Source organism: Rossellomorea sp. GQ25, assembly GCF_059758515.1.
In genome coordinates this window covers 354255-376873 of sequence record NZ_JCAXEQ010000003.1, presented here as the reverse complement: position 1 = coordinate 376873, position 22619 = coordinate 354255, and the positions used below count along the sequence as shown (strand labels likewise).

General features: G+C 40.9%; 24 protein-coding genes. 10 read left to right on the top strand and 14 right to left on the bottom strand.

Annotated elements, in window-relative coordinates:
- Positions 1-585: 585 nt before the first annotated feature.
- Positions 586-1503, bottom strand: a complete 918-nt coding sequence (locus AC6CIB_RS12665) for a proline dehydrogenase family protein (RefSeq protein WP_498281150.1) — start codon at positions 1501-1503, stop codon at positions 586-588.
- 299 nt (positions 1504-1802) lie between these two features.
- Here AC6CIB_RS12665 and AC6CIB_RS12660 point away from each other — a divergent pair, with 299 nt between their 5' ends.
- On the top strand, positions 1803-2072 hold the full coding sequence (locus AC6CIB_RS12660) for a hypothetical protein (protein ID WP_498281148.1): 270 nt from the start codon (positions 1803-1805) through the stop codon (positions 2070-2072).
- 16 nt (positions 2073-2088) lie between these two features.
- Entirely contained in the window at positions 2089-2436 is a 348-nt protein-coding gene (locus tag AC6CIB_RS12655; RefSeq protein ID WP_148970081.1) for a spore coat protein, read from the top strand.
- A gap of 182 nt (positions 2437-2618) precedes the next feature.
- Here the strand turns inward: AC6CIB_RS12655 and AC6CIB_RS12650 are convergent, their stop codons facing one another.
- From AC6CIB_RS12650 to AC6CIB_RS12630, 5 genes are read right to left on the bottom strand one after another with little or no spacing between them, the layout of a single operon-like run.
- A complete protein-coding gene (locus tag AC6CIB_RS12650) occupies positions 2619-2885 on the bottom strand; it encodes a DUF2573 family protein (protein WP_498281414.1) in 267 nt (88 codons plus the stop codon).
- Positions 2886-2905: 20 nt separating this feature from the next.
- Positions 2906-3664: a siderophore-iron reductase FhuF gene (gene fhuF, locus AC6CIB_RS12645; protein ID WP_498281147.1), complete on the bottom strand. Its 759-nt coding sequence runs from the start codon at positions 3662-3664 to the stop codon at positions 2906-2908.
- On the bottom strand, positions 3661-4479 hold the full coding sequence (locus AC6CIB_RS12640) for an ABC transporter ATP-binding protein (protein WP_498281146.1): 819 nt from the start codon (positions 4477-4479) through the stop codon (positions 3661-3663). The genes fhuF and AC6CIB_RS12640 overlap by 4 nt, the downstream gene beginning before the upstream one ends.
- Before the next feature lie 15 nt (positions 4480-4494).
- A complete protein-coding gene (locus AC6CIB_RS12635; RefSeq protein ID WP_498281144.1) occupies positions 4495-5550 on the bottom strand; it encodes a FecCD family ABC transporter permease in 1056 nt (351 codons plus the stop codon).
- A gap of 3 nt (positions 5551-5553) precedes the next feature.
- On the bottom strand, positions 5554-6540 hold the full coding sequence (locus AC6CIB_RS12630) for a FecCD family ABC transporter permease (protein WP_498281142.1): 987 nt from the start codon (positions 6538-6540) through the stop codon (positions 5554-5556).
- A gap of 232 nt (positions 6541-6772) precedes the next feature.
- Between AC6CIB_RS12630 and AC6CIB_RS12625 the strand changes: the two genes are divergently transcribed.
- The 4 genes from AC6CIB_RS12625 (at position 6773) to AC6CIB_RS12610 (ending at position 11646) form a co-directional block, all read left to right on the top strand.
- Positions 6773-7738 (top strand): ABC transporter substrate-binding protein, encoded by a 966-nt coding sequence (locus AC6CIB_RS12625; protein ID WP_498281141.1) that lies wholly within the window; start codon positions 6773-6775, stop codon positions 7736-7738.
- Between the two features lie 202 nt (positions 7739-7940).
- Positions 7941-9446 (top strand): spore germination protein, encoded by a 1506-nt coding sequence (locus tag AC6CIB_RS12620; RefSeq protein WP_498281139.1) that lies wholly within the window; start codon positions 7941-7943, stop codon positions 9444-9446.
- A gap of 17 nt (positions 9447-9463) precedes the next feature.
- On the top strand, positions 9464-10552 hold the full coding sequence (locus tag AC6CIB_RS12615) for a GerAB/ArcD/ProY family transporter (protein WP_498281137.1): 1089 nt from the start codon (positions 9464-9466) through the stop codon (positions 10550-10552).
- Complete coding sequence (locus AC6CIB_RS12610) at positions 10549-11646, top strand: Ger(x)C family spore germination protein (protein WP_498281135.1); 1098 nt, start codon at positions 10549-10551, stop codon at positions 11644-11646. Before AC6CIB_RS12615 ends, AC6CIB_RS12610 begins: the two co-directional genes overlap by 4 nt.
- 43 nt (positions 11647-11689) lie before the next feature.
- Here the strand turns inward: AC6CIB_RS12610 and AC6CIB_RS12605 are convergent, their stop codons facing one another.
- Positions 11690-12751 (bottom strand): oxidoreductase, encoded by a 1062-nt coding sequence (locus AC6CIB_RS12605; protein WP_498281133.1) that lies wholly within the window; start codon positions 12749-12751, stop codon positions 11690-11692.
- 102 nt (positions 12752-12853) lie between these two features.
- Here AC6CIB_RS12605 and AC6CIB_RS12600 point away from each other — a divergent pair, with 102 nt between their 5' ends.
- Positions 12854-13168, top strand: a complete 315-nt coding sequence (locus AC6CIB_RS12600; protein WP_498281131.1) for a thioredoxin family protein — start codon at positions 12854-12856, stop codon at positions 13166-13168.
- Between the two features lie 76 nt (positions 13169-13244).
- Here the strand turns inward: AC6CIB_RS12600 and AC6CIB_RS12595 are convergent, their stop codons facing one another.
- Positions 13245-14663, bottom strand: coding sequence for an esterase/lipase family protein (locus AC6CIB_RS12595; RefSeq protein ID WP_498281129.1), 1419 nt, complete (start codon positions 14661-14663; stop codon positions 13245-13247).
- 209 nt (positions 14664-14872) lie between these two features.
- Here AC6CIB_RS12595 and AC6CIB_RS12590 point away from each other — a divergent pair, with 209 nt between their 5' ends.
- The gene (locus AC6CIB_RS12590; protein WP_498281127.1) at positions 14873-15886 is read left to right on the top strand and encodes a metal ABC transporter solute-binding protein, Zn/Mn family; all 1014 of its coding nucleotides are present in this window, start codon (positions 14873-14875) and stop codon (positions 15884-15886) included.
- A 39-nt stretch (positions 15887-15925) separates the two neighbouring features.
- Here AC6CIB_RS12590 and AC6CIB_RS12585 read toward each other — a convergent pair whose 3' ends face one another.
- From AC6CIB_RS12585 to AC6CIB_RS12575, 3 genes are all read right to left on the bottom strand, one after another.
- Complete coding sequence (locus AC6CIB_RS12585; protein WP_498281125.1) at positions 15926-17107, bottom strand: GTP-binding protein; 1182 nt, start codon at positions 17105-17107, stop codon at positions 15926-15928.
- Between the two features lie 90 nt (positions 17108-17197).
- Positions 17198-18100, bottom strand: coding sequence for a TIGR03943 family putative permease subunit (locus AC6CIB_RS12580; protein WP_498281123.1), 903 nt, complete (start codon positions 18098-18100; stop codon positions 17198-17200).
- A 14-nt stretch (positions 18101-18114) separates the two neighbouring features.
- Complete coding sequence (locus tag AC6CIB_RS12575; protein WP_498281121.1) at positions 18115-19113, bottom strand: permease; 999 nt, start codon at positions 19111-19113, stop codon at positions 18115-18117.
- Between the two features lie 190 nt (positions 19114-19303).
- Between AC6CIB_RS12575 and AC6CIB_RS12570 the strand changes: the two genes are divergently transcribed.
- Positions 19304-19444 carry a hypothetical protein gene (locus tag AC6CIB_RS12570; RefSeq protein WP_188048561.1) on the top strand — a complete coding sequence of 47 codons (141 nt, stop codon included), beginning with the start codon at positions 19304-19306 and terminating at the stop codon, positions 19442-19444.
- 67 nt (positions 19445-19511) lie between these two features.
- On the opposite strand, the gene AC6CIB_RS12565 is transcribed toward AC6CIB_RS12570, so the two are convergent.
- Positions 19512-19667: a hypothetical protein gene (locus tag AC6CIB_RS12565; protein WP_498281120.1), complete on the bottom strand. Its 156-nt coding sequence runs from the start codon at positions 19665-19667 to the stop codon at positions 19512-19514.
- Between the two features lie 114 nt (positions 19668-19781).
- Between AC6CIB_RS12565 and AC6CIB_RS12560 the strand changes: the two genes are divergently transcribed.
- Positions 19782-19961, top strand: a complete 180-nt coding sequence (locus AC6CIB_RS12560) for an H-type small acid-soluble spore protein (protein WP_498281118.1) — start codon at positions 19782-19784, stop codon at positions 19959-19961.
- 65 nt (positions 19962-20026) lie between these two features.
- Here AC6CIB_RS12560 and AC6CIB_RS12555 read toward each other — a convergent pair whose 3' ends face one another.
- Positions 20027-21406, bottom strand: a complete 1380-nt coding sequence (locus AC6CIB_RS12555; protein ID WP_498281116.1) for an alkaline phosphatase — start codon at positions 21404-21406, stop codon at positions 20027-20029.
- A 174-nt stretch (positions 21407-21580) separates the two neighbouring features.
- Positions 21581-22438, bottom strand: a complete 858-nt coding sequence (locus tag AC6CIB_RS12550; protein WP_498281114.1) for a dimethylarginine dimethylaminohydrolase family protein — start codon at positions 22436-22438, stop codon at positions 21581-21583.
- Between the last annotated feature and the right edge of the window lie 181 nt (positions 22439-22619).

The window sequence follows — 22619 nt, the reverse complement described above, 5'->3', positions numbered from 1 at the left end:
GAGCTGCTCCACTTGCAGCTAGCGTTCGGCCGATCCTCCTCAGCTTAGCCGAACGGAGTCTCGGCACGACGGTTCTTCCGCAGGAGTCTACGCAATTCCCCTCACCATCTATAAAAGATCTTCGTGACAGAGCTTAATCGTGACCAAAAACAATCGAAAGGAATAGTATTTCTACTATAAAAAGCTAAAATCGACGACTGCACACTTTGAAAAATACTGTTTTCTAAACGTGTATGGTATTTATATTAGTCTATAGTAGTATTTCATGCTTAGAAAGTTTATTCTCGCTACAGGTTCTCGACTCCTGCGGGAATTGCGGGAAGCTCCGAATAGCGGAGGCGGCTCGCCCAGCCCCGACATTCATCTTATGACCTCGAGGGGCTAGCCGCCGGAGCTAGACAGTTGAGAACCCGCAGGTCAAAGCCCGAGGAGGCTCAACTCACGCCCCGAGAAAAGCGAGCACCTGGAGCGGAAGTCAACTACTGCTCGCTTTTTCAAAAGCAACAAAGTTTACGAAAACAGCCTTATGAATATACAAATAAGACTCCATGAACATCCATAGAGTCTTAATACTATCTACTATTATTATTTCTTCATGACCCCTTTTAGAACAAAGGCGACATTTGCCGGTCTTTCAGCCAGTCTTCTCATGAAATACCCGTACCAGTCCGTACCGTATGGAACGTATACGCGCATTTTATAGCCTTCTTTGACCAGTTCATGCTGACGTTCTACACGAATGCCAAAAAGCATTTGAAACTCGAATTGATCACGAGGAATGTTGTACTCTTCCACGAGTCTCTTCGTATATTCGATCATCTCATCATCGTGAGTGGCAATAGCCGTATAATTGCCATTCAACAGATGAGTTTTAATAATTTTTTTGAAATTATCGTCTACATCCTTCTTTTCTGGAAACGCAACTTCAGGTGATTCTTTATAGGCTCCTTTTACTAGACGCAGATTGGGGGAATACGCATTCAGATCATCCATATCCTTTTCTGTTCTATATAAATAGGCTTGTATTACCGTGCCGATATTATCATACTCAGACTTTAAGCGCTTGAAGATATCAATGGTCTTTCCACAGCGGGAATAGTCTTCCATATCAATGGTCACGAATACATTTTGCTTGGTTGCTTCATCAAGAATCAACCTCATATTCTTCATGACAACGTCTTCGGAAATATCCAACCCCATTGAGGTCATCTTCAGGGATAATTGAGATTTCAGGTTTTCCTTCCCGATCGCACGAACAGCCTCTATACATTCAAGAGCCATTTCGTTTGCTTCTCGCTCATTGTCCACAAACTCACCTAAATAATCGATCGTTACAACAAGATTCTGACTATTCAGTTCGCGAATAACATCAACTGCCTGCAGAATGGAAGATCCTGCAACGAATCGTCCGGCTCCAAAACGTAGGCCATATTTCTTAGCCAGCTTCGTCATCGGCTTATTTTTTGAAAGGAATAAAAAGAAATTACGCATTGCTTGCTCCATGTTGCTTACCCCCTGAAAAAACATATATATCATATTATGAAACCGTTTTCTTTATTGCTAAAAAAGAAAAGGTTCATACTATTAATATATTTACCAACATTTTATCACCTTTTAAACATTTTGAATATACTTTCAATACTTTCTTAGTAGAATATTATCGGAATTTGTAAATACGTGAATAATCATGTTGAGCATTAGGAAAAATAACCTTTGCCCTATGATTATAAAACTTTCTTAAGGGGTCGTATACAGGGTAATATTACCTATCGATCATACAAAGAAAGGATATTAAGGAGGAAATGAAAATGCAACAACAATCTCAACAAGGAAGCCAGCAACAAGCCTATACGGAACCACCGCAAATGCTTACAACAAAGGATTCTTTATATTTAAATGACATGCTTGCATGGAATCTTAATGCCATGAAGAAGTGCCATTTTGCAGCAGCTCAATGTCAGGATACTGAGATTAAAGCTGAGTTGGATAAATGCGGCCAAATGCATCAACGTCACTACCAACAACTATTAGCACATTTGAATACGACTAACCAAAACCAAAACATGATGTAGAAAGGAGTCCTCTTACATGAATCAACAAAATCAGCAAAAAATCCAAAACCCGCAAACACAAGTACCTGAAACCCCACAGATGAATGATCGAGACTTTATAACGGATGTACTATCTCACGAGAAATACATGACTGCTTCTTACTGTACAGCTCTGAACGAAGCGAGTCATCAAGCGCTATATCAAGACCTGCTCACGATTTTTAATGAAACACAAAATGCTCAACGCGAGCTATACAATGAAATGTTCCGCAAAGGCTGGTACAAGCTTGAGGCTGCCGACAGTCAAAAGATTCAACAATCCTATCAGCAGCACCAGCAATATTCTTCTCAATTTCCTTATGGGTATGGCGGGCAAGTCCAATAATTGGGGGCAGACTTGAGTCTGCCTTTTTTTCCGGATTGAAAATTTAAAAATGAAATTTTGAAAGTCGATAATATATCTCCCAAACTCATTTAAAATGATCCTCTGCCTCCCGACTCCAGACAAATTCCAATAAAAAAAGCACCCTCTCAAACAAAAAAGGGCACTTTCCACATAAAAATCAATTACTCTTTCTTCTTTTTCCCATTCATTTCCTCACGATGAGCTTCATTCATCTCTTTTATCTCGCCGACGATTCGTTTCATCTCATCTTTACCCTCTGGATATAATGAATTCCAGTGTTTCACGAGTGCAGGCATGTTTTTCGCGATGAATGAGTAAAGAGCGTATCGTGTGACCATTTCTTTCTTGTCCGAATCGGTATTACCTACTAAAAGCTCAGTGTACTTTTCTAACAATGCATCAAATTGTTCGGGAAATTCTTTCATTATCATAAACCTCCTTGTGAGAGCTATGTCCTTTTCACTCGACAGGTTTGCGGACATGTTTTACAGCGATACTGCTCCCCATTTTCCAGTCTATAGGAGAAACAACACGTTTTACGAACACGTACGTTTTCCGTTACTCCTTCTACATTTACTTTTCCATTATAGTAACGAGCCAATGGATTTTTGTGATACCGTCCGAACCACTGGCTGTTTTCCTCAGAAAGCAGCTGGCGGAATTGTTCGTCACGCAGTATTCTCATTCCTTCGTTTAAAAGAAAATCATCATTCTCGAAAATCCAGAAAACATATACGGCGATATTTTCCCACAGAATAATATTTGACAGCTTTGTCGCTTTCTTTAATGACTGGATCACTCCATTAAGATGATCTCGAAAGATCAACTGAATAAATTCCTCTTTCTCCTCGGTGGAAGTAAATTCAGTAACGATTACATCTTTCAAATAAAACTGAGGCATCCATAATCCATTCTTATCTCCATCAACCAGTATAAGGTTTTCAGGGGCGAGGTTTACTTTCTTATTCCAATACGTCATCGCCATTAATCCCATTGCTGCTATGAAAGCATAGCGTTTCATGAATAAGGACGCTGCTACCTTAAGATCATCTGTTCCGATTGACGAAAGCTTGCCGGATAGATAAGCTTTCATGTCATTCTCCCCTAAGAAAGAACTTGCTTCTTCCCCTTTAAAAGCAGGATCCCACTCTCTATGAAAACGATATTTCTCAAGAGTGTCCCACTGTTCCTGGGTGAGGGCATTCATCCCGTCTCACCCACAGCATTCAGAATGCAACGGCCTTTACCAAACGGGATACATAGCGGCGTTCCAAACAATGGATCTCGAGAAACCTGACAATCCATATCAAATACATTCTTCACGAGTTCACAGCTAATCACATCTTCAGGCTTCCCTTGGGCATAAATTTGCTTATCACGGATGGCGACAATATTATGGGCGTAGCGACAGGCTAAATTAAGATCGTGCAGGACCATGACGATGGTTCGCTGCTCTTTCTCGTTGAGTTCGAATAATAAATCAAGAATCTCAATTTGATGGGTCATATCGAGATAGGTAGTCGGTTCATCTAACAGAATGATGTCTGTGTCTTGCGCTAATGTCAACGCAATCCAAGCACGCTGTCTCTGTCCCCCTGAAAGTTCATCCACTTTCCGGTGTTGCAGTTCTTCCATCTTCGTTGCCTTCAGTGCATCCTGGACAATTTCTTCATCCTTAAGGGACCACTGCTTGAGCCAGGTTTGATGAGGATAACGACCTTGCTTTACCAGTTGCAGGACGGTCAATCCCTCTGGAGCCGTTGGCGATTGAGGGAGAATAGCCATTTTACGAGCGACTTCTTTCGTTGATAAACGAGAGATTGCTTCCCCATCCAACAGAACCGAACCTTGTTTCGGCTTAAGTAATCTGGCAATGGAACGAAGAAGAGTCGATTTACCGCAGCCATTTCCGCCGATGAAGACAGAAATCTCCCCTTTTGGAATGTCAATATTCAGTTCATCAATGATCGTTCGTTCCCCGTAAGATAGAGTTAAATCCTTCGTTTGTAAAATGTCACTCATTAATGGCCAACTCCTTTAAGAATTTCTTGTTTTAAATAATAGATAGATAAAATAAGGTGCTCCGATCGCTGCAGTAAATACACCGGCTGGAACTTCCAGGGGCAGGAATAATGTTCGGCCGATCAGATCTGCTACCATCACGAGAATACCACCTATTAAAGCGGCAGTCGGAAGTAACACACCGAAAGATGATCCTACCAATCGTCTTGCCATATGGGGAGCCATCAGACCTACAAAGCCAATTCCCCCAGCAAAGGCAACCGCTCCACCCACTAGAGCCGTTGACATTAGGAGAAGTAAAAAGCGTTGTCTCTGAACGTTCCCTCCAACACTTGTAGCGATTTCTTCCCCAAGTTCCTGAATATTTAATTGACGGGTTATAAAGAAGCTTAACAGGATAAAGACCAAGCTCCACGGAAGCAGGATCCATACGTCCTGCCAATCCGATCCGTTCACGGTACCCGTTATCCAAATGTTCGCTTGACTGGCTCTATATATAGGGCCTAGTATCATAAGAAGTGTTGTCAAAGCTTGTGTCAAAGCTGATATCCCGATTCCAATCAAGACGAGCCTGACAGGCGATACCCCTTTTCGCCATGCTAAGAAATAGACTAAAAAGGCAATGACTGCTGCCCCTATAAATGCAGCAACAGGAAGCCATTTAATGCTGACCATCAAGGTATTATCATCATTGCTGAAAATGGTCAGAAAAGCGACCACAGCTGCTCCTGCACCCCCAGTTATCCCGATGATGTCGGGAGATGCCAAAGGATTTCGAATCATCCCCTGTAAAATTCCCCCTGCAACGGCCAATGCCATCCCGGCTAACAAGGCAATGATAATCCTTGGAAGTCGAAAAGACGTAACAACAAGCTGTTCTAAACTTGTTCCGCCCCCAAAGAAGACGCTTACGACCTTCCATGGTGCTATTTTCAAGTCACCTATTCCCGTACTCATAATAAGGACGAGTACAGTGATGACGCCTAATATCATGATTTTCTTCATTGCTGATATATCAACGAGCATAGAAACCCGGTCCTGAAGCCAGCGTTTCCCCATAAATCTATTCATCGGTTAAAACCCCTTCCTTGCAACGTACACGAAGAATGGTGCACCAATAATGGCTGTCATAACACCAACCGGCACCTCCTGGGGCATGATGATGTATCGGGCTCCAATGTCAGCGGCCAATAGCAAAATCGCTCCGAGCAATCCTGAGTAAGGGATCAACCAGCGATGATCAACCCCGATGATTTTTCTCGCAAGATGGGGGATGACAATTCCAATAAAGCCTATTGGTCCAGCAATGGCTACGGAACCTCCAGCCAGCAGCACCACCACAAGTAATGCGATACATTTAATCAATGCTGTTTTGAGTCCCAAGCCTTTGGCAACATCTTCTCCCATGGCAAGTATATTCATTTTACCTGCTAACATGAGCGCAAGGATCCAGCCTGCTACAATATAAGGAAATACTCCGGTTAAAATGTCGAGGTTTCTCCCTTGAACAGATCCTGCAAGCCAAAACAATACCTGCTCTAACGCCGCTTCATTCAATACAAGCAATCCCTGTGTGAATGAAGCGAACATCGCCGTGATGGCAGCCCCTGCTAACGTCAACTTCATGGGAGTCAACCCGTTATTCCCAACGGAACTGATGACATACACTCCGACGGCAGCCAGTCCTGCTCCTAAAAATGCCAGCCACGTAAAGGATTGAAGATTGGTTACACCAAATAACGTAACCGCCACTACCACCATAAAGGCACCTCCGGCATTGATCCCGAAAATACCGGGAGATGCTAACGGATTCTTGGTCAAGGTCTGCATCAGGACGCCTGAAATCGCGAGGGATGCCCCTACTGTCGCAGCAATAAGTGCCCGTGGTAACCGAATCGTCTGAAGTACAATATGCTCAGTCGAACCATCAGGGTTGGTAAACGCTTCAAACGCTATTCTCCACGACGTATCGGTATACCCGTATACAATGCTGATTCCAATACACAATATGAGAAAGAAAATGGTTCCTATATACAGAATAAGTTGTTTTTGAGTTTTCATTATGTGTTAACCTTTCTAATCCTTTATGAACATTCAATCAAGGAAAGGAAAATCAATTGCCATTCACGCTCTGTCCTTCCCCTACTATATTAAAGAAGAATGGAACAACCGTCAATGACTTTGAAAATCATTATCATTTAGGTGTTGACAATGAAAGCCTTCTCAACTAATATAAGAAGAGTAATTGATAATCATTATCAACCATAAATAATTTTCAGGAGGATTTATACATATGAAATTAAGAAGTTTATTATCTTTATTACTCATCGCTTCTCTTCTATTTTTAGCGGCATGCGGTAATAAAGAAGAAGAAAAAGAGGGTTCTGCAAGTAACGATGATAAGAAAAAAGAAACCTATACAGTGGAACACGCAATGGGTACGACGGAAATCGAAGGGACACCTAAGAAGGTTGTCATCCTTACTAATGAAGGAACAGAGGCTCTTCTCTCTATGGGTGTGACTCCGGTTGGTGCCGTACAATCCTGGACAGGTGATCCTTGGTATGATCATATTGCCGACGATATGAAAGATGTTGAAGTAGTCGGAACTGAAAGTGAATTAAACATGGAGGCCATTGCTAAACTTCAGCCGGACCTTATTATCGGGAACAAAATGCGTCAAGAGGAACAATACAATCAGCTGAAGGACATCGCTCCAACCGTTATGGCTGAAACACTTCGTGGTGACTGGAAAGAGAACTTTGAATTATACTCCAAGGCACTAAACAAAGAAGAAAAAGGTCAGGAAGTATTAGGTGAATACGATCAGCGAATTGAAGATCTTAAAGGCAAACTTGGAGATAAATTGAATCAAAAAATATCCATGGTTCGTTTCATGGCGGGAGACGTCCGTATCTACCATAAAGATACATTCTCAGGCGTAATCCTGGATCAATTAGGATTTGCACGTCCAGAAGGTCAAGATGTAGACGACTTTGCTGAAAAGGGTGTAACAAAAGAGCGCATCCCGGCGATGGATGGGGATGTCCTATTCTATTTCACATATGAAACAGGCGATGGCGAAGCGAATAAGCTTGCTGAAGAGTGGCTGAACGATCCTCTATTCCAAAGCCTTGAAGTAGCAAAGCAAGAAAAGGTATATGAAGTAAATGATGCTATTTGGAACACTGCAGGTGGCGTTATTGCAGCAAATGCGATGCTTGATGATATTGAGAAGTTTTTCCTGGAGCAGGAATAACCATATGAGACTGGAAAAGGAACATTCCTTTTCCAGTCTTTTTTAGTTCAGTCCCAATCTTGATTGATCCACCTCTATCTCATCCCCTCTTTTCATTCAACAGACCTTAACGTTTTTTCCCACATTCCCCATCCTTTTTCATAATTCTCCTATTTTCGGAAACACTATAGGATAGACCATACATCGAACATGAGGGATTAGTATGTTTCCATTCTTTAAGAACAAGAAAAACACCGATAACACGAAGAAAAAACAGACATATGAAAACTTTAAGCAGGAAGCTGAGAAATCAGCTGACTATAAACAAGCCTTTTATCAGAACCCTCATACAGGGGCCAAATTCAGTCTGCATTTCATTACCACCCTGATTGATGGGAAAATCCTGCAGGAGGATGTTCTTCCCTCCTTACTTTCAAAAGATTTTCATTCATTTGATGATTTAAAGACATTGGTTCCTGTCCTGGATATAGAAGTATCCAAAGAGGAAGCTCAAATTGAACAAAAGCTTTTTAACGGATATACCTTGTTAACGATGGATGCCTCCAACCGGAAATTTGCCTTCATCGCTACGAAGAATGAAATGGGGAGACAGGTTTCCCAACCGGAAGTGGAGTTCAGTGTGGTTGGTCCTAAAGAGGCCTTTGTGGAATCACTCAGTGACAACCTGAACCTTCTCCGTAAACGTCTTCCTATTAAAGAACTGCTAGTGGAGGAATTTAATATTGGAAAACTGACTCACACGAGGGTCGCCTTGGTCTATCTTGATGGATTAGTGGATGAAGCCAATGTGAATACGATGCGTCAACGTTTACAAGACGTGGATTTTGATCAAATCATGGATAGTTCATTTATTGAACAGCTCATTGCCGATAATAGTCTTTCCCCTTTCCCCCAGCTATTGGATTCAGAACGTCCGGATCGTGTCGCTTCTGTACTGGTGGAAGGAAAAGTCGCCGTTATGGTAGACGGGTCTCCTCATGCCTTGATTGGACCGACAACTCTCGTCGAGTTCTTTAATGCATATGAGGATTATTTCTTGAATTTCTCGATCGCCTCATTCCTCCGTCTAGTCCGTGTTTTTGCAGTAGGTTTTTCGATCTTGATTACACCGGTTTACGTTGCTGCGCTGACGTATCATTATGAACTCATTCCAAAGGATTTAATGGCCACTCTTGTGACATCGAGACAAGAAATTCCTTTGCCTCCTATATTAGAGGCGTTATTTCTCGAATTAACGATTGAATTATTGCGTGAGGCAGGAGCCCGCCTTCCAACCAAAGTTGGTCAAACGATCGGTATCGTTGGAGGGATCGTAATCGGGACCGCATCCGTTGAGGCCGGAATTACGAGTAACGTACTGCTCATTTTAGTTGCCCTTGCTGCACTTGCTTCCTTTACGACTCCCGTGTACCGCATGGGTAATACGATTCGTTTGCTCCGATTCCCCTTCTTGTTGTTCGCACAGCTATGGGGATTATTAGGCATTGTTTTCTGTTTCTGTTTACTAATGGGACATTTATTACAACTAACCTCCCTGGGAAGACCGTTCCTGGAGCCACTCTATCCACCGAGAATGAAGGACCTGAAAGACGCTCTAATCCGGTTCCCTTTTAGTAAACAAGCAGGACGTCCAGAATATTTAAGAACGAAGAAACCATACAGGTTCCGTCCATCTGAAGGAAAGAAGAAGCTAGATATCGATGAATAAAGGCCGGAGGTGAAAAGATGCAAACCATTCCAGATAGAAGAAAAATATCTCCTTTCCTTGTTTTCTTTCTCATACATTCCATTCAAGTAGGGGCAGGCGTTCTCGGGTTCCAACGAATCATTTCGAGGAATGCGGGGTATGATGGTTGGATTTCTGTCATCCTGGCAGGTATTCTTACTCATATTCTCATGTTCCTTATGTACCTTATTTTGGAAAAATCTGGAGGGGACCTTGTATCTGCTCATACTTTGGTTTTTGGAAAGTGGATTGGAAATATATTCAATTTATTATTCGCCCTCTATTTTAGTTTGCTGGTGATCACGATTGTGAGGACGTATATCGAGGTATTGCAAGTATGGATGTATCCCCGATTAAGTACGTTTATGTTTGCATTGTTCTTCTTAATTCTTGTCTACTATATTGTGAATGGAGGAGTCCGTACCATTGCAGGTACAGCTTTTTTTGGAACTGTACTACCCAGTTATCTGATCTTAACCTTTGCGTTTACATTTAAATACTCAGATTTCCTAAATATTTTACCGGTATTTGATCACACCATCAAAGATATCTTAATCTCCACAAAAAATATGTCACTTACCTATCTGGGATACGAAGCCATACTGATGTTCTATCCTTATATTAAAGATGCGAAAAAGTCTCAAAAATATGCTCATTGGGGGCTATTTACAACAACAACCATATACACCTTACTTGCCATCATTTCTTTTGCATTTTTCAGTCAAAAGCAATTAGAAAAAACCGTTTGGGCCACCCTTTCTATGTGGAAAATCGTTGAAATGCCCTTTGTTGAACGTTTTGAATATATCGGAATCGCTAATTGGTGCTTAGTGATTTTGCCCAACGTGTGCATAACTCTCTGGTGTGCCAGCAGGACCATTAAGCGAATGACTCCTTTAAGACATCGTCATGCCTTGATTATCATTTGTATTCTCAGTTTATGTACCTTAACTTTTATCACTGACCGAGAACAGGTTCATTTCTTGAATTCGATTTCAGGACAAATCGGATTCTATTTCAACTTTATTTACATACCCGCTCTGTTAGTACTGGTGACTATCATGAAGAAGGTGAGACAAAAACAATGAAACAATTTTCCTTGATCATTTTACTCATTTGTTCTCTGTTCCTATCGGGATGTGTAGAAAAGGAAATTCTCGACGATTTATATATTGAAACCGGAAAAGCCTTTGATTATGCTGAAGAAAATTTAATAAGAGGTACATCACTCTTTCCTATTTACTTATCCGATAAATCAATCCAGAATGGAACTCTTTCTGCTGAGGCATCTTCTACACGAGAAGTACTTGAAAAATTGGAAAGAAAGGCTCAACAGCCCCTTGTAAGAGGAAGCTTGGATGTCGTGTTGATAGGGGAAAAACTAGCAAAGAAAGGAATCATCGATATCGGTGATTCCCTGCAAAGAGACGCCAGTGTTGGCGCAAGGCTATATGTAACGATAGTAGAAGGAGAAGCAGGTGAACTGCTCAAAGGGAATTATGGCTTAAGGGGCAATGGAACGTATATTTCTAACTTAATTACACACAACATTACCCGAAGAGAGTTACCTGAAACGAATTTACATTTATTTCTATTTAATTATTTTCAAGAAGGACAGACAGCTTATCTCCCTATATTGAAGCAGCTCTCTAATGAAAGTATAGCGATTACAGGTGTTGCTCTCTTTCATAAAGATAAAATGGTAAAAAAGATTCCTGCTGACGATATGTTTTTCTTTAAATTATTGGTGGATAAACTTGCTGAAGGAAGCCATGTCATCAAAATGGGGAAAAAGCCTGGTGCTGCCGAAGAAAACGTTGAAGCGGCTGTAACGAGTCTGAGTTCAAAGCACAAGATTATCATAAAACATAAAGCTGATCCTGTTGAAGTGACAATGAGAATCAAGGTTAGGGGAATTGTCAAGGAGTATACCGGAAAAAAATTGACACTTGATAAAGTCGGAGATGTTGAGAAAAAAATGGAAAACGATATTGAAGAAAAATGCTTAGCCATGCTGAAGGAATTTCAGGAATTAGGAATCGACCCTGTCGGCATCGGTCAAAATCAAAAGCACGGGGTACGTGGATTTGATATTAAAGAATGGAAAGAAAGCATTTATCCGCGGGTGAAATTCAATGTAGACGCAAAGGTTCACATCTTAGAAGCTGGTACGGTAGAATAGCATCTATAAAGAAAGGCTCCCTATTGCGGGGAGCCTTTCTACTCTATTTCAGTTGAATAACACGTTTGCTCTCTGCACTCACTTTACATGCTTCAATGATTTTGATCACGTGTAAAGCATCCTCTGGTTTTACCGTAAGAGGTTTGTTTTCCCTTAATGTTCCATATATCCCAAGATAGAACTGAGTATAATCCCCCTTTTCGGAAGGAATGACTTCCGAGGTCACTTTTTCATCAGATAGGGTTGTCAGAGTACCCCAGTTTTCTTCGTCTTCCATTCCCCACTCTTTACCAAGAGGATTTATTCCTGCTTTCAAATCATCTTCCTGACGATCCATTCCGTGCTTCACGTAGCTTCCTTTTAATCCATGAACCTGATAGCGAGGTCCTGGATCAAGGACTACAGAACGAGAGTACAATTGCACTCTCAATACGTCATACCCGAGTGTAATGTGGAAATAATCTTCCGCTTTTTCCGGATTTCTTTGTGGGAATACATCTGCCTGTACCCATTGTGGTGTACCAAATAAAGTGAGTGCTTGATCGAGGAGGTGAGAACCCAAATCATATAACACTCCGGCTCCCTCGATTTTATTTTCTTTCCAACGGTCTTTAATATTCGGGCGGAAACGATCGAAGTGGGCTTCATATGTATAAATTTGTCCTAAAGCTTCTTCTTCAAGTAATTTTTGAATGGTTAAAAAGTCGGCATCCCATCGTCGGTTATGGAAGACAGATAGATGCAAGCCTCTCTCTATCGCTAAAGCTAACAACTCTTCCCCTTCCACACTATTCGTCACAAACGGCTTCTCTACCACTACATGCTTATCAGCTAGTAAAGACTGCTTAATCATCCGGTAGTGAAGATGGTTTGGCGTTGTGATGACAACTAATTCAATGTCTTGTTGAAGTAAATCGTCAAGGGATGAAACCACTGTTGCACCCTCAATGTCTTTCAACACTTTCTCTTTATCAGAAGAAAGCACCGCTTGGATATGAAATTCCTCTAAGTGAGAAAGTAACGGGCGATGAAAACTTTGTCCAGAAAAACCGTATCCTACTAATCCAACTTTAATCGGTTGCATAATGTCACCTTTTTCTTTCAAAATGTATTCTCATATTATCATGTACAAGTTCAGACGAAAAATGATTCGTTTTACAATTGATTGATGTTTTGTATAAAATAATATCAAAGGGAGGTTAACAACATGCAAGCAATCAAAAACAAAGAAACCTTTGAAGATCTAGTCACTTCGGCAGAGCCGGTGATCGTGAAATTCCATGCAGACTGGTGTCCTGACTGCCGTCGTATGGATATGTTCCTTGATGAGATCATGGAAGAGTTCGGTCAATATAAATGGTACGACATCAATAAAGACGAATTTCCTGAAATCGCCGAAAAATATGACGTCATGGGCATCCCAAGCCTGCTTGTCTACAAAAATGGCGAAAAAATCGCTCACCTGCACAGCGCAAACGCCAAAACACCTGAACAAGTAACAGAATTCCTTAAAGCACTATAACCCAGAGCCCAGAGGTCCGTCCCTGTTTATACATAGGGACGGACCTCTCCTTCTTGATGAATGTCACCTCAAACCATTAATAGATATTCCCCTTACCATCTACATAAACCGTTTGAATAATCGTTCTCTGAAATTGGTTTCCCTCCTGGGTTTCCCCTTCTATATCGATGGTAATGTTATGGACTCCTTCTTCAAATTCAGCAAGAGGCAGAGAAGATAGATCTTCCGTTGTAATGAGGGTGGCTTTGTTTCCGTTCTTTATCGGGATATGGTGAATGGTATATGTTCTCTTCACAGGTTTGTCGTGTGTATTCCATGAACCCATTAAAGATTCTCCATCCCCCGCCAACTGTTTCCCCTCCTTACTAACTCCTTTCTGAAACAGAATCGTTAACATGTAATTTTCACTTTGACTATTATGTGCCCTCATTTCCCACTGTCCTAAAAGTGGCTTTGAAATGATAATGGAATGATGGTAAGCGCCAGGGAAAAAGCCTGTCGCATCTTCCGTAATCATGAACTGTTTATACACTTGCCCGTTCGGACTAATGAGCTCATAGATCATAACCTGTTGATCACTGATCCAGTCCACCGAGATTTTCTCTACCTCTTCCTCCACTGAAAACTTCTCCACTCCAACACCCACAAATACCCCGCCTCTATTGAGAACCGACGTTTCTCCCTCATTTGCAAGCTCGCTCACGGCAGCATAGGATACCTCTTGCACCTCTTCTGTTAAGAGTTCCTTTAAATAAGGGAAAATCTCCCCGCCTTCTTTTATCGTCGTATGAGACCAGTCTTGGACCCGCACCTCTTCCCCATAAGGAAGGCGTGAACTTGTTACCAGCACCGCTCCATCACTTTGTCCAAATCGGCTTAAATATAACCCGCCCCAAAACAGTTCAGAATTCACCCCTCCCCATCCTGTACCACCGAATGTATAGAATGGGGTGGCTTTTGCAAGTTCAAGTTCATCCGTCTGGGAACGGAAAGATTTCATATATCCCGTTTGCAAGGAGAACACGGCATTATTTTTGCTTTTTAAAACATCGGTTAACCAGCCGGCCCATTTACTATAGGCAAGGTCTGCAAGCTCTGATCCATAATGAGGGGACGAAAGAGTGATGACCCTTTCTACATATGGTCCGGCACCATAATGAACCAATGCTGTTTGCACATCGATCCCTCCTTTACTATGCCCCACAACCACTACCTTCCTCTTAAAATAGTCGTAAATCTCACGAAGCTTTTCCACTAAAAGCTGCCCATTTTTCCACATATCTTCGTCTGGATGCAAATCAATAAAAACTGCTTGGTGCCCATATTTCCGTGTGAATTCCTGTAGATCATTTTCTCGTATCCACGTGTCTGACGAGGCATGAATCCCATGAATAAATAAAATCGGATAGCCCTCCGACCCGTCTGCCAATTCATCCACAAACCACCTGCCCGGTATTCCTGACACATTCTGAGTCCCATCCATTTTCTCATGCAATTTCTTTACCTCCCTTTAGATATCCTATCTTCATTATCGTTTAGAAGAATTAAAATATCAGTAGTAATGTTAAATATAGGAATAAAGTTACAAATTCCATGTTCTGGTCATAATCAGTAGTCCATCATCATAAAACGTAATGATTATGATTTACAAATCGTAATCATTACGATAAAATAAAATCGGAATGAAAGAAAAGGAGAGTAATAATGAAAAAATTAATAGTATTGGCCATTATAAGCAGCCTTGTTACACTCACAGCATGTAATGTTTCTAATCCCGGTTCATCAGAAGAGAAGCCTTTGTCCATCATTACCTCCATCTATCCCCTGCAATATTTCGCAGAGAGAATTGGTGGAGAACATGTGAAGGTAAACACACTGCTTCCGCCCGGTTCAGATGCTCATACATTCGAGCCAACATCAAAAGACATGATGTCCATTGCAGAATCCAACCTATTTATCTATAACGGTCTGGGAATGGAATCGTATTCTAGTAAAATAACAAAAGCGTTAAAAAATGAAGAGACCATTATGCTGGAAGCGACTAAAGGGGCCGAAGTCATTTCAAGCTCTCATCATCATGAAGAACAGAGCGACAATGCACATGAAACAGAAACTCATGACGAAGAGGCTCATGGTGAACACAGTGACTCTTCGCTTGAAGAAGAGGCTCATGATGAGCATGACCATGGAGATTATGATCCCCATGTATGGCTGGATCCCTCTCGAGCGAATCACCTTGCGGCCAACATTCGAGATGCGTTGGTAGAATTACGTCCTGAAGAAAAGGAACTGTTTCAGCGAAATTATAAGGCACTACAAAAAGATTTAGACGACCTGCATCACGAATTCGAGGAAGCAGTAAGTGGGAAGGACCATCCAGAAATCCTTGTCTCCCATGCAGCGTATGGATACTGGGAAGATTCTTACGGAATTGAACAATTAGCCGTATCGGGTCTCTCTCCTACAGATGAACCCTCGCAAAAGGAATTAAAAGATATGATTGAAACAGCAAAAGAACATCAAATAAAGTACGTTATTTTCGAACAAAATGTAACTCCTCGTATCGCAAAGATCGTTCAGAACGAAATCAAGGCAGAACCCCTTAAGGTTCATAACCTTTCCGTATTAACGGATGAGGATATCGAAGAAAATAAGGACTATCTATCCCTGATGAAAGAAAACATTCAAACAATCAAGAAAGCACTAGAAAACGAATGAAAAAGCCAGGCGCGTTCAAGCGCCTGGCTTTTTCGTCTCTCAACCTTCCACCGTAAAAGCAGGGATCGGGTCTTTAAATTCTGTCCAATCCTCTGCCATTTCTTTTTCTGTTAACAAGCAGCTATCTAATGACAGCTCTATTTCTTCCCTGTTCATCTCAAGACCGATAAATACGATTTCGTTCATTCGATCCCCATAAACGGGATCCCATTTATCTGCTAATTCCACTTCTTCAGCAAGGATTTCCTTTCTCTCATTCTCAGGATAAGCAGCTACCCATTCCCCTGCCCCCTGAATGATAATCGATGGACCTGCCTGGGATAATAAGCCCGTCATGTCGTTACGGGTCGGCAGCCAAAAGAAGCCCTTTGCCCGTACGATGTCAACCGGCCACTCCTCCATCCAAGTCATGAAACGTTCTGGGTGAAATGGCTTGTTACGTCGATAGACAAAAGAAGAAATTCCATATTCTTCTGTCTCGGGGGTGTGTTCTTCTTGTAACTCTTTAATCCACCCGGCTGCCTGGCTTGCTTTCTCAAAATCGAATAATCGGGTGTTCAGTACTTGATCTAATGAAATGTTAGCATGTGAAGTTTCAATGATTTTCCCTTCTGGGTTCAACTTATGAAGAACAGCTTTTAATTCTATAACATCCACTTCTTCCACTAAATCTATTTTATTTAACACAATCACATTCGCAAACTCTATTTGATCAATCAGTAAATCGACTACTTCCCTTGTATCTCCTTCGTCTGTTGCTTGCTTGCGGTCCAACAGAGTTTCACCGCTTGCAAAATCATGCCAGAATCGGTTGGCATCTACAACCGTCACCATCGTATCCAGTCTTGTTTTCCTCGTAAGATCAATGTCCATCTCTTCATCCAGATAAGTGAATGTTTGAGCTACAGGAATCGGTTCGGAAATCCCGGTAGACTCAATCACAATGTAATCAATATTCCCCTGATCGACCAATCGCTGGACTTCAATCATTAAATCTTCCCTTAAGGTGCAGCAAATACAACCATTTTGAAGCTCCACTAACTTTTCTTCTGTTCTAGTAAACCCACCACTCTTCACCAGGGAAGCATCAATATTCACTTCACTCATATCATTCACAATAACCGCTATTCGTTTATCTTCCCGATTATGTAAAATATGATTTAATAATGTCGTCTTGCCTGATCCTAAATAACCGCTTAATACTGTTACTGGTACTTTCATTCTAACAACTCCTATCCTTTAATCGAAATGATTACGATTTGTATATTATAAGAAAATCCCCACTTACACATAAGTAAGGATTTTTTTAGTTTATTCAATTTTAATAAAGAACTCCTCTACATAAGGATTAGCAGGCGGCTCTATTACTTCAAACACCGGATTCTTTAGTACCGGCATTTCCTGACCATTAAAATCCACCTTATCGATCACGCCACTCACGTTAATCCATGTATCTGGTTCAAGTTTACTCAGTTCTGAATCACGTGCCAATAAACCATAAACGGAGGCATCGGCTACGCAGCATGTAACGGTAAAACGGGAAATGACCATTTCATCCTCTGCAAACCCTTCATCTTTATAGACAAAACCAGTAAGCTGAATTTCTTTTCCGACGAAATCGTCCAGATTTTCATCCACAATACTTAATGTTTGGATATATTGTTCGTCTCTTACAATTATTTTTTTACTGTTATGGACGATTTCCTTGAGCTTGTCGAAATCCTTTTCAACTGGAAACTCATCATACGGTCCAAGGACAGGCTCAATGGAAGACTCACTTTTTTCTGTCCTTTCTTCTTGGTTTACTCCGTTTTGTTCCTGTGTAGGCGCCGTTGAGAATAGACTATTCCCCACTTTCACCCCTCTCTTAGCCGCGACGGAACTATCTAATAAGTTATCCGGCAGCAGGAATCCCACCACTATTGGAAAAATAAATAGAGCATATACCATGCTGGATCGAATGAATCCTTTCGGCAGTTCATGACCTTCGCAATCACAATGGTGTTCTTTTGCAGAAGCTGAAGATGTCCCCCGAATGATTTGGATCGCCCCCAGGAGAATGAAAACCCCCAGAGCAAAATACATGTAACCATGCATTTTTGGTGCGACAAAGTTTTGCAAATTAAACGTTAAAAATAGTTTCAATACCAAGAGAGCATATCCAATTAAGATGATCCCCCTGATGAATGTATGGAATTGGATGGATGGTTTCACTTCTCTAGCCTCCTTTACACAAATACTTGGAATACAAGCGTGCATATATATACTACGATTGTCACGATCCCAATAAAGATCAACACGAATTTTTTATTAAAGTAAGCAAGCATCAATAATGTATTCTTGAAATCAATCATCGGACCATACACTAAGAATGCCACAATGGATGAAGCAGAAAACATACTGCCGAAAGACGAAGCCACGAACGCATCTGCTTCTGAACATAGTGAAATAATATAAGCAAATCCCATCATAACCGCCGGAGCCATTACCTCATTCGTTCCTATCCCTACGAGAAGCTCCCTATCAAGATAAGTCTGAAATCCTGCTGCAACGAATGCTCCAATGATAAGGAATTTACCCATGTCAAAAAATTCATCACTGGCATGTACAATCGTCTGCATTAGTTTATTGGAGGAGTGATCATGATGATGCTCATGGTCATGTGCCTTCTGTATAAGCGGATTCCTATTTCCATAAAATTTATACAATAGGGCACCAATGATTAATGCGGCTATTAAAGCAATTCCCATTCTTCCCACGACAACTGTCATATTATTTTGGAATGCATAATAAGTAGAGGCAAGTACAATCGGATTTAAAATAGGTGCCGTTACCATGACGACAATCGCAAGATGAGCGGGCATTCCTTTCTTAATCAGCCTTCTTGCCACCGGTACAATGGCACACTCACAAACAGGGAGCAATGCTCCGACTACAGCTGCAGGAAACAGAGCAAGGTAAGGAAACCTTTTCGGGATGATTCTTTGTAATAGACTCTCAGAAACAAATACTTGAATAAGTGCGGATGCGAAGACGCCAATTAAGATAAAAGGGATCGCTTCTAAGAGAATACTCAAGAATATGGTGATGACATTCACCATTGAAGAAGTAAGGAACTCATCCGGAACATATCCTTTCATCCAATCTCCCGCTAAAAAAAGAACAATGAATAACATGAATAATAGTATCCCTGTCATCTCTTGACTAAAGCTCCTCAAAGAATTCATTCATTTACGTTTCCTTTCTTAAGTTTACATATTTAATCGTAATCATTTCGTTTTATATTATAACTTATTCTTGTCCCAAAAAACTATGCTAAATTATTTTTTTAATCTTTCTTTAACATTTCTATTTGTGCATAACCTTTTGTTAATCTTCAAAAACTACTAATGAATCGAGTAGAATGGAGGAAATGATATGACGAAAAAGAACAACAAAGGCAGTGAAAACCAAAATTCACCTAAGCGTGGAACAACGGAGTTTGCTACTGAAATTACGAGTGGAGACAACAGTAAGGGAAACAAGCATAATAAAGATCAGCGTAATAAAACGAAATAACAAAAACCTGTCCGATGGAAGATCGGGCAGGTTTTTATTTTATAAGTATAGGATTCAGCTGGTACTCTTACTCATCATCACCATTAATCTTCACCGCGGCCGTATTATTTTGTATATAAGTGGGCGGTGCAGGATCATCTTCTTTTTCATTACTTCCATAAAATCTTTCATTCATTTCCATGTTTGCTTCTGTAGTGGATGTTCTTTCATCCTGCTTCTTCATGACCATCACCCTTTCGCTATTAGCGTATCGGATTGCAAATGAAATATACGCTTATTTTTCTCTTAAACAGGACACACTAACCAATGAAAATAGAATATAAGGAGGAAATGAGGAATGGATTATAATCGTGTAAAACAGATTTTATCTTCTTCAGCTGATATTGAAGTAAAATATAAAGATGCTTCCGTATGGATTGACTCTGTTAATGAAGATGGAAAAATAGCCGTTGTTCATCTTCGCGGACCATTAGAAGAACGTTCTGAAGTAAGTGTTTCAGATTTAGAAGAAGCATAATCGAAGAAAAGACCATGCAGTCCACCCCAAAAGGAGGGGCAAGCATGGTCTTTTCTATATTAAGTTTATTTCTTATCTTTGCTTTCCCCTTTATTATTCAATAATTCAAAGATCATCTTCGCTTGATCTGTGTTATCGATCATGCCGGAGAATTTCTCTTTTTGTGGACCAAATGCATACACAGGAACGTCATCTCCTGTATGTCCATCCGTTGTCCAGCCAGTACCTGAACGTTTGTCGAAGATTTTCTCAATGGCGTGATCGATTTCGGTTAGATCGCCTTGTTCTGCTGCTTCTTTCACAGAAATAATCTCTTCTCCAGTTAATTCAAAGTCGATATTTTCGGCTAATGTATCCTCAACTGAAGCACCCTTTGCGATTTGTTCTGCCATAAAGTCAGGTGTGCGTTTTGCAGCTTGAATAGCTGACGGATCCCAATTGTACTCACCATCTGATCCAATGGAGAATCCGCCTGTTGAGTGGTCAGCTGTAACGATAACAAGTGTTTCACCATTTTTTTTCGCGAAATCTCTTACTTCTTCAAATGCCTTCTCAAAGTCTCTCATTTCACTCATAGCACTCACAACATCATTATCGTGACCAGCCCAGTCGATTTGACTTCCTTCCACCATTAGGAAGAATCCGTCCTTGTCACCTTTTAAACGGTCGAGTGCAGATGTCGTCATATCTGCTAAGCTTGGCTGTTCTTTATCACGGTCGATCATCTTGTCCATTCCGACTTCAGAGAAAAGCCCAAGAATTTGCTTGTTGTCGTCATTTTTAAGTTCTTCAGCGGATTTCACATAGCTGTATCCATCCTTTTGGAACTGCTCGGCCAAATTACGGTCATCACGTTCGAAGAAGTCCGTCCCTCCGCCCAGCATTACGTCAATCTTATGTTCACCGTTAATCATTTCATCATAATAGTCATCCGCAATCGCATTTTCGCTTTTACGCTGCTCTTCATGTGCTCCATAAGATGCTGGGGTCGCGTGGGTGATTTCAGATGTAGCTACAATTCCTGTAGACATACCGTTTTCTTTCGCCTGCTCTAATACGGTTTTAACATCGGTTTTATCATTATCGACTGCTATCGCATTATTATAGGTTTTGACTCCACCACTCATCGCCGTAGCAGCAGCAGCTGAGTCTGTTACGTTCTCTTTTTCATCTTCAGGATAAGTAGATTGCAGTCCGACAAGGTAAGGATCGAATGCCGTTTTTTCCATCTCTACTGTATCTGGATTGTCATTCATGTAACGAAGAGCCGTTGTGTAAGGAACGCCCATTCCATCACCGATCATAAAGATGACGTTCTTGGCTTTGCCATTTTTAGATTCCTTCCCTAGAGCTTCTGAGCTGTCTTGATTCATTCCTATTACACTCCCAAGTGCTAATGTTGACACAACCGCTAACGGAAGAATCTTCTTCATTGATTTCTTCATTTACCCTACCTCCTGTAATTTCCAATACATGTAGAAGGATAAAGGGAAACTATGAAGAAACTTTTGCAAAAGGACTACAGGAGTGTAAAGGTTAAGTAAATGAAGAAAAACAGGTAAAAAGCCACCTGTTTTTCATGAATAAATCTATCCTGTTCATAGTCAATAAGACCTCATCTACTCTCTAATCAAGGGAAGCGTACAACAACGGAATGATCCACCTGACTTGATGATTTCGGATAAATCCAGTTCAATCACGTCAAAACCTTTCGATCTGATTCGTTCATTCAAGTCATGATTTTGAATAAGACTGATGATTTTTTCATCACCGATTGCTAATACATTGGGGCCCATTTGAAATTGTTCATCTTCCGACACGGTGATGATATTATAATGCTTCTTGATTATCTCAAGATCCTGTTTAGAAAAGGCCGGTGGATATACAATGGCCCATTCCTCTGAAATGATCGTAAATACACAATCTAAATGAAGGACCCCTTCTTTTAAAGGCAATTCATGAACGGTAAATTGGGGGAGCTGATTTCGTAACGATTGGATGGCCAATTGATTCGTCCGTCCACTTACTCCAATCCAAATATTCTGCTCATCAACGAGCACATCCCCTCCTTCAATGGAATGGAGAAGTTCATTATAAGGCACTTCATTCGTTTCCAGCCAATTCTTCAGCGTTTTCACTTCGCCTCGCCTGACATCGGTATTCATCGATGCAACGAAGAACTGATCATGAATAGTGAAACCAATATCTCTTGTGAAGACTTGCTCATTAAACTCTGGTGATGGTTGCAGGTGAATGACCTCTGAACCATTTTTCTCTAACGTATCAACAAAGTTTTTATGCTGAAGAACCGCTTTTTCTATATTAATATTTTCCTTTAGGAAATGCTTTTGTGTTTCATTTATGATTTCATTAATTTGCATATTTTCAGGTGAAACAACAACCACTTTCTTTAACTTTCCATACTCATTGGAACAATGGGTTTTTTGATTCGGAACCAACGGGGAATTTAAACTCATCTTTACGCCCTCCATTTGTATACTCTTAAAAACTGCTTTTCCCTGTTATTATGCTGATAAAACTTCCTTATTATAATTTATGCTGAAGAAGCCTAAACAGGGACGACGGGCATCCTGGATTTAAGAAATAGGGACTTTTGTCCAACCGAATAATAAAAAGGCATACCTCTCTGCTGCATGC

Coding starts and splice junctions, on each gene's coding strand:
- AC6CIB_RS12665 (WP_498281150.1), bottom strand. CDS start 1,503: ATGGAGCAAGCAATGCGTAATTTCTTTTTATTCCTTTCAAAAAATAAG.
- AC6CIB_RS12660 (WP_498281148.1), top strand. CDS start 1,803: ATGAAAATGCAACAACAATCTCAACAAGGAAGCCAGCAACAAGCCTAT.
- AC6CIB_RS12655 (WP_148970081.1), top strand. CDS start 2,089: ATGAATCAACAAAATCAGCAAAAAATCCAAAACCCGCAAACACAAGTA.
- fhuF (WP_498281147.1), bottom strand. CDS start 3,664: ATGAATGCCCTCACCCAGGAACAGTGGGACACTCTTGAGAAATATCGT.
- AC6CIB_RS12640 (WP_498281146.1), bottom strand. CDS start 4,479: ATGAGTGACATTTTACAAACGAAGGATTTAACTCTATCTTACGGGGAA.
- AC6CIB_RS12635 (WP_498281144.1), bottom strand. CDS start 5,550: ATGAATAGATTTATGGGGAAACGCTGGCTTCAGGACCGGGTTTCTATG.
- AC6CIB_RS12630 (WP_498281142.1), bottom strand. CDS start 6,540: ATGAAAACTCAAAAACAACTTATTCTGTATATAGGAACCATTTTCTTT.
- AC6CIB_RS12625 (WP_498281141.1), top strand. CDS start 6,773: ATGAAATTAAGAAGTTTATTATCTTTATTACTCATCGCTTCTCTTCTA.
- AC6CIB_RS12620 (WP_498281139.1), top strand. CDS start 7,941: ATGTTTCCATTCTTTAAGAACAAGAAAAACACCGATAACACGAAGAAA.
- AC6CIB_RS12615 (WP_498281137.1), top strand. CDS start 9,464: ATGCAAACCATTCCAGATAGAAGAAAAATATCTCCTTTCCTTGTTTTC.
- AC6CIB_RS12610 (WP_498281135.1), top strand. CDS start 10,549: ATGAAACAATTTTCCTTGATCATTTTACTCATTTGTTCTCTGTTCCTA.
- AC6CIB_RS12600 (WP_498281131.1), top strand. CDS start 12,854: ATGCAAGCAATCAAAAACAAAGAAACCTTTGAAGATCTAGTCACTTCG.
- AC6CIB_RS12590 (WP_498281127.1), top strand. CDS start 14,873: ATGAAAAAATTAATAGTATTGGCCATTATAAGCAGCCTTGTTACACTC.
- AC6CIB_RS12585 (WP_498281125.1), bottom strand. CDS start 17,107: ATGAAAGTACCAGTAACAGTATTAAGCGGTTATTTAGGATCAGGCAAG.
- AC6CIB_RS12575 (WP_498281121.1), bottom strand. CDS start 19,113: ATGAATTCTTTGAGGAGCTTTAGTCAAGAGATGACAGGGATACTATTA.
- AC6CIB_RS12570 (WP_188048561.1), top strand. CDS start 19,304: ATGACGAAAAAGAACAACAAAGGCAGTGAAAACCAAAATTCACCTAAG.
- AC6CIB_RS12565 (WP_498281120.1), bottom strand. CDS start 19,667: ATGAAGAAGCAGGATGAAAGAACATCCACTACAGAAGCAAACATGGAA.
- AC6CIB_RS12560 (WP_498281118.1), top strand. CDS start 19,782: ATGGATTATAATCGTGTAAAACAGATTTTATCTTCTTCAGCTGATATT.
- AC6CIB_RS12555 (WP_498281116.1), bottom strand. CDS start 21,406: ATGAAGAAATCAATGAAGAAGATTCTTCCGTTAGCGGTTGTGTCAACA.
- AC6CIB_RS12550 (WP_498281114.1), bottom strand. CDS start 22,438: ATGAGTTTAAATTCCCCGTTGGTTCCGAATCAAAAAACCCATTGTTCC.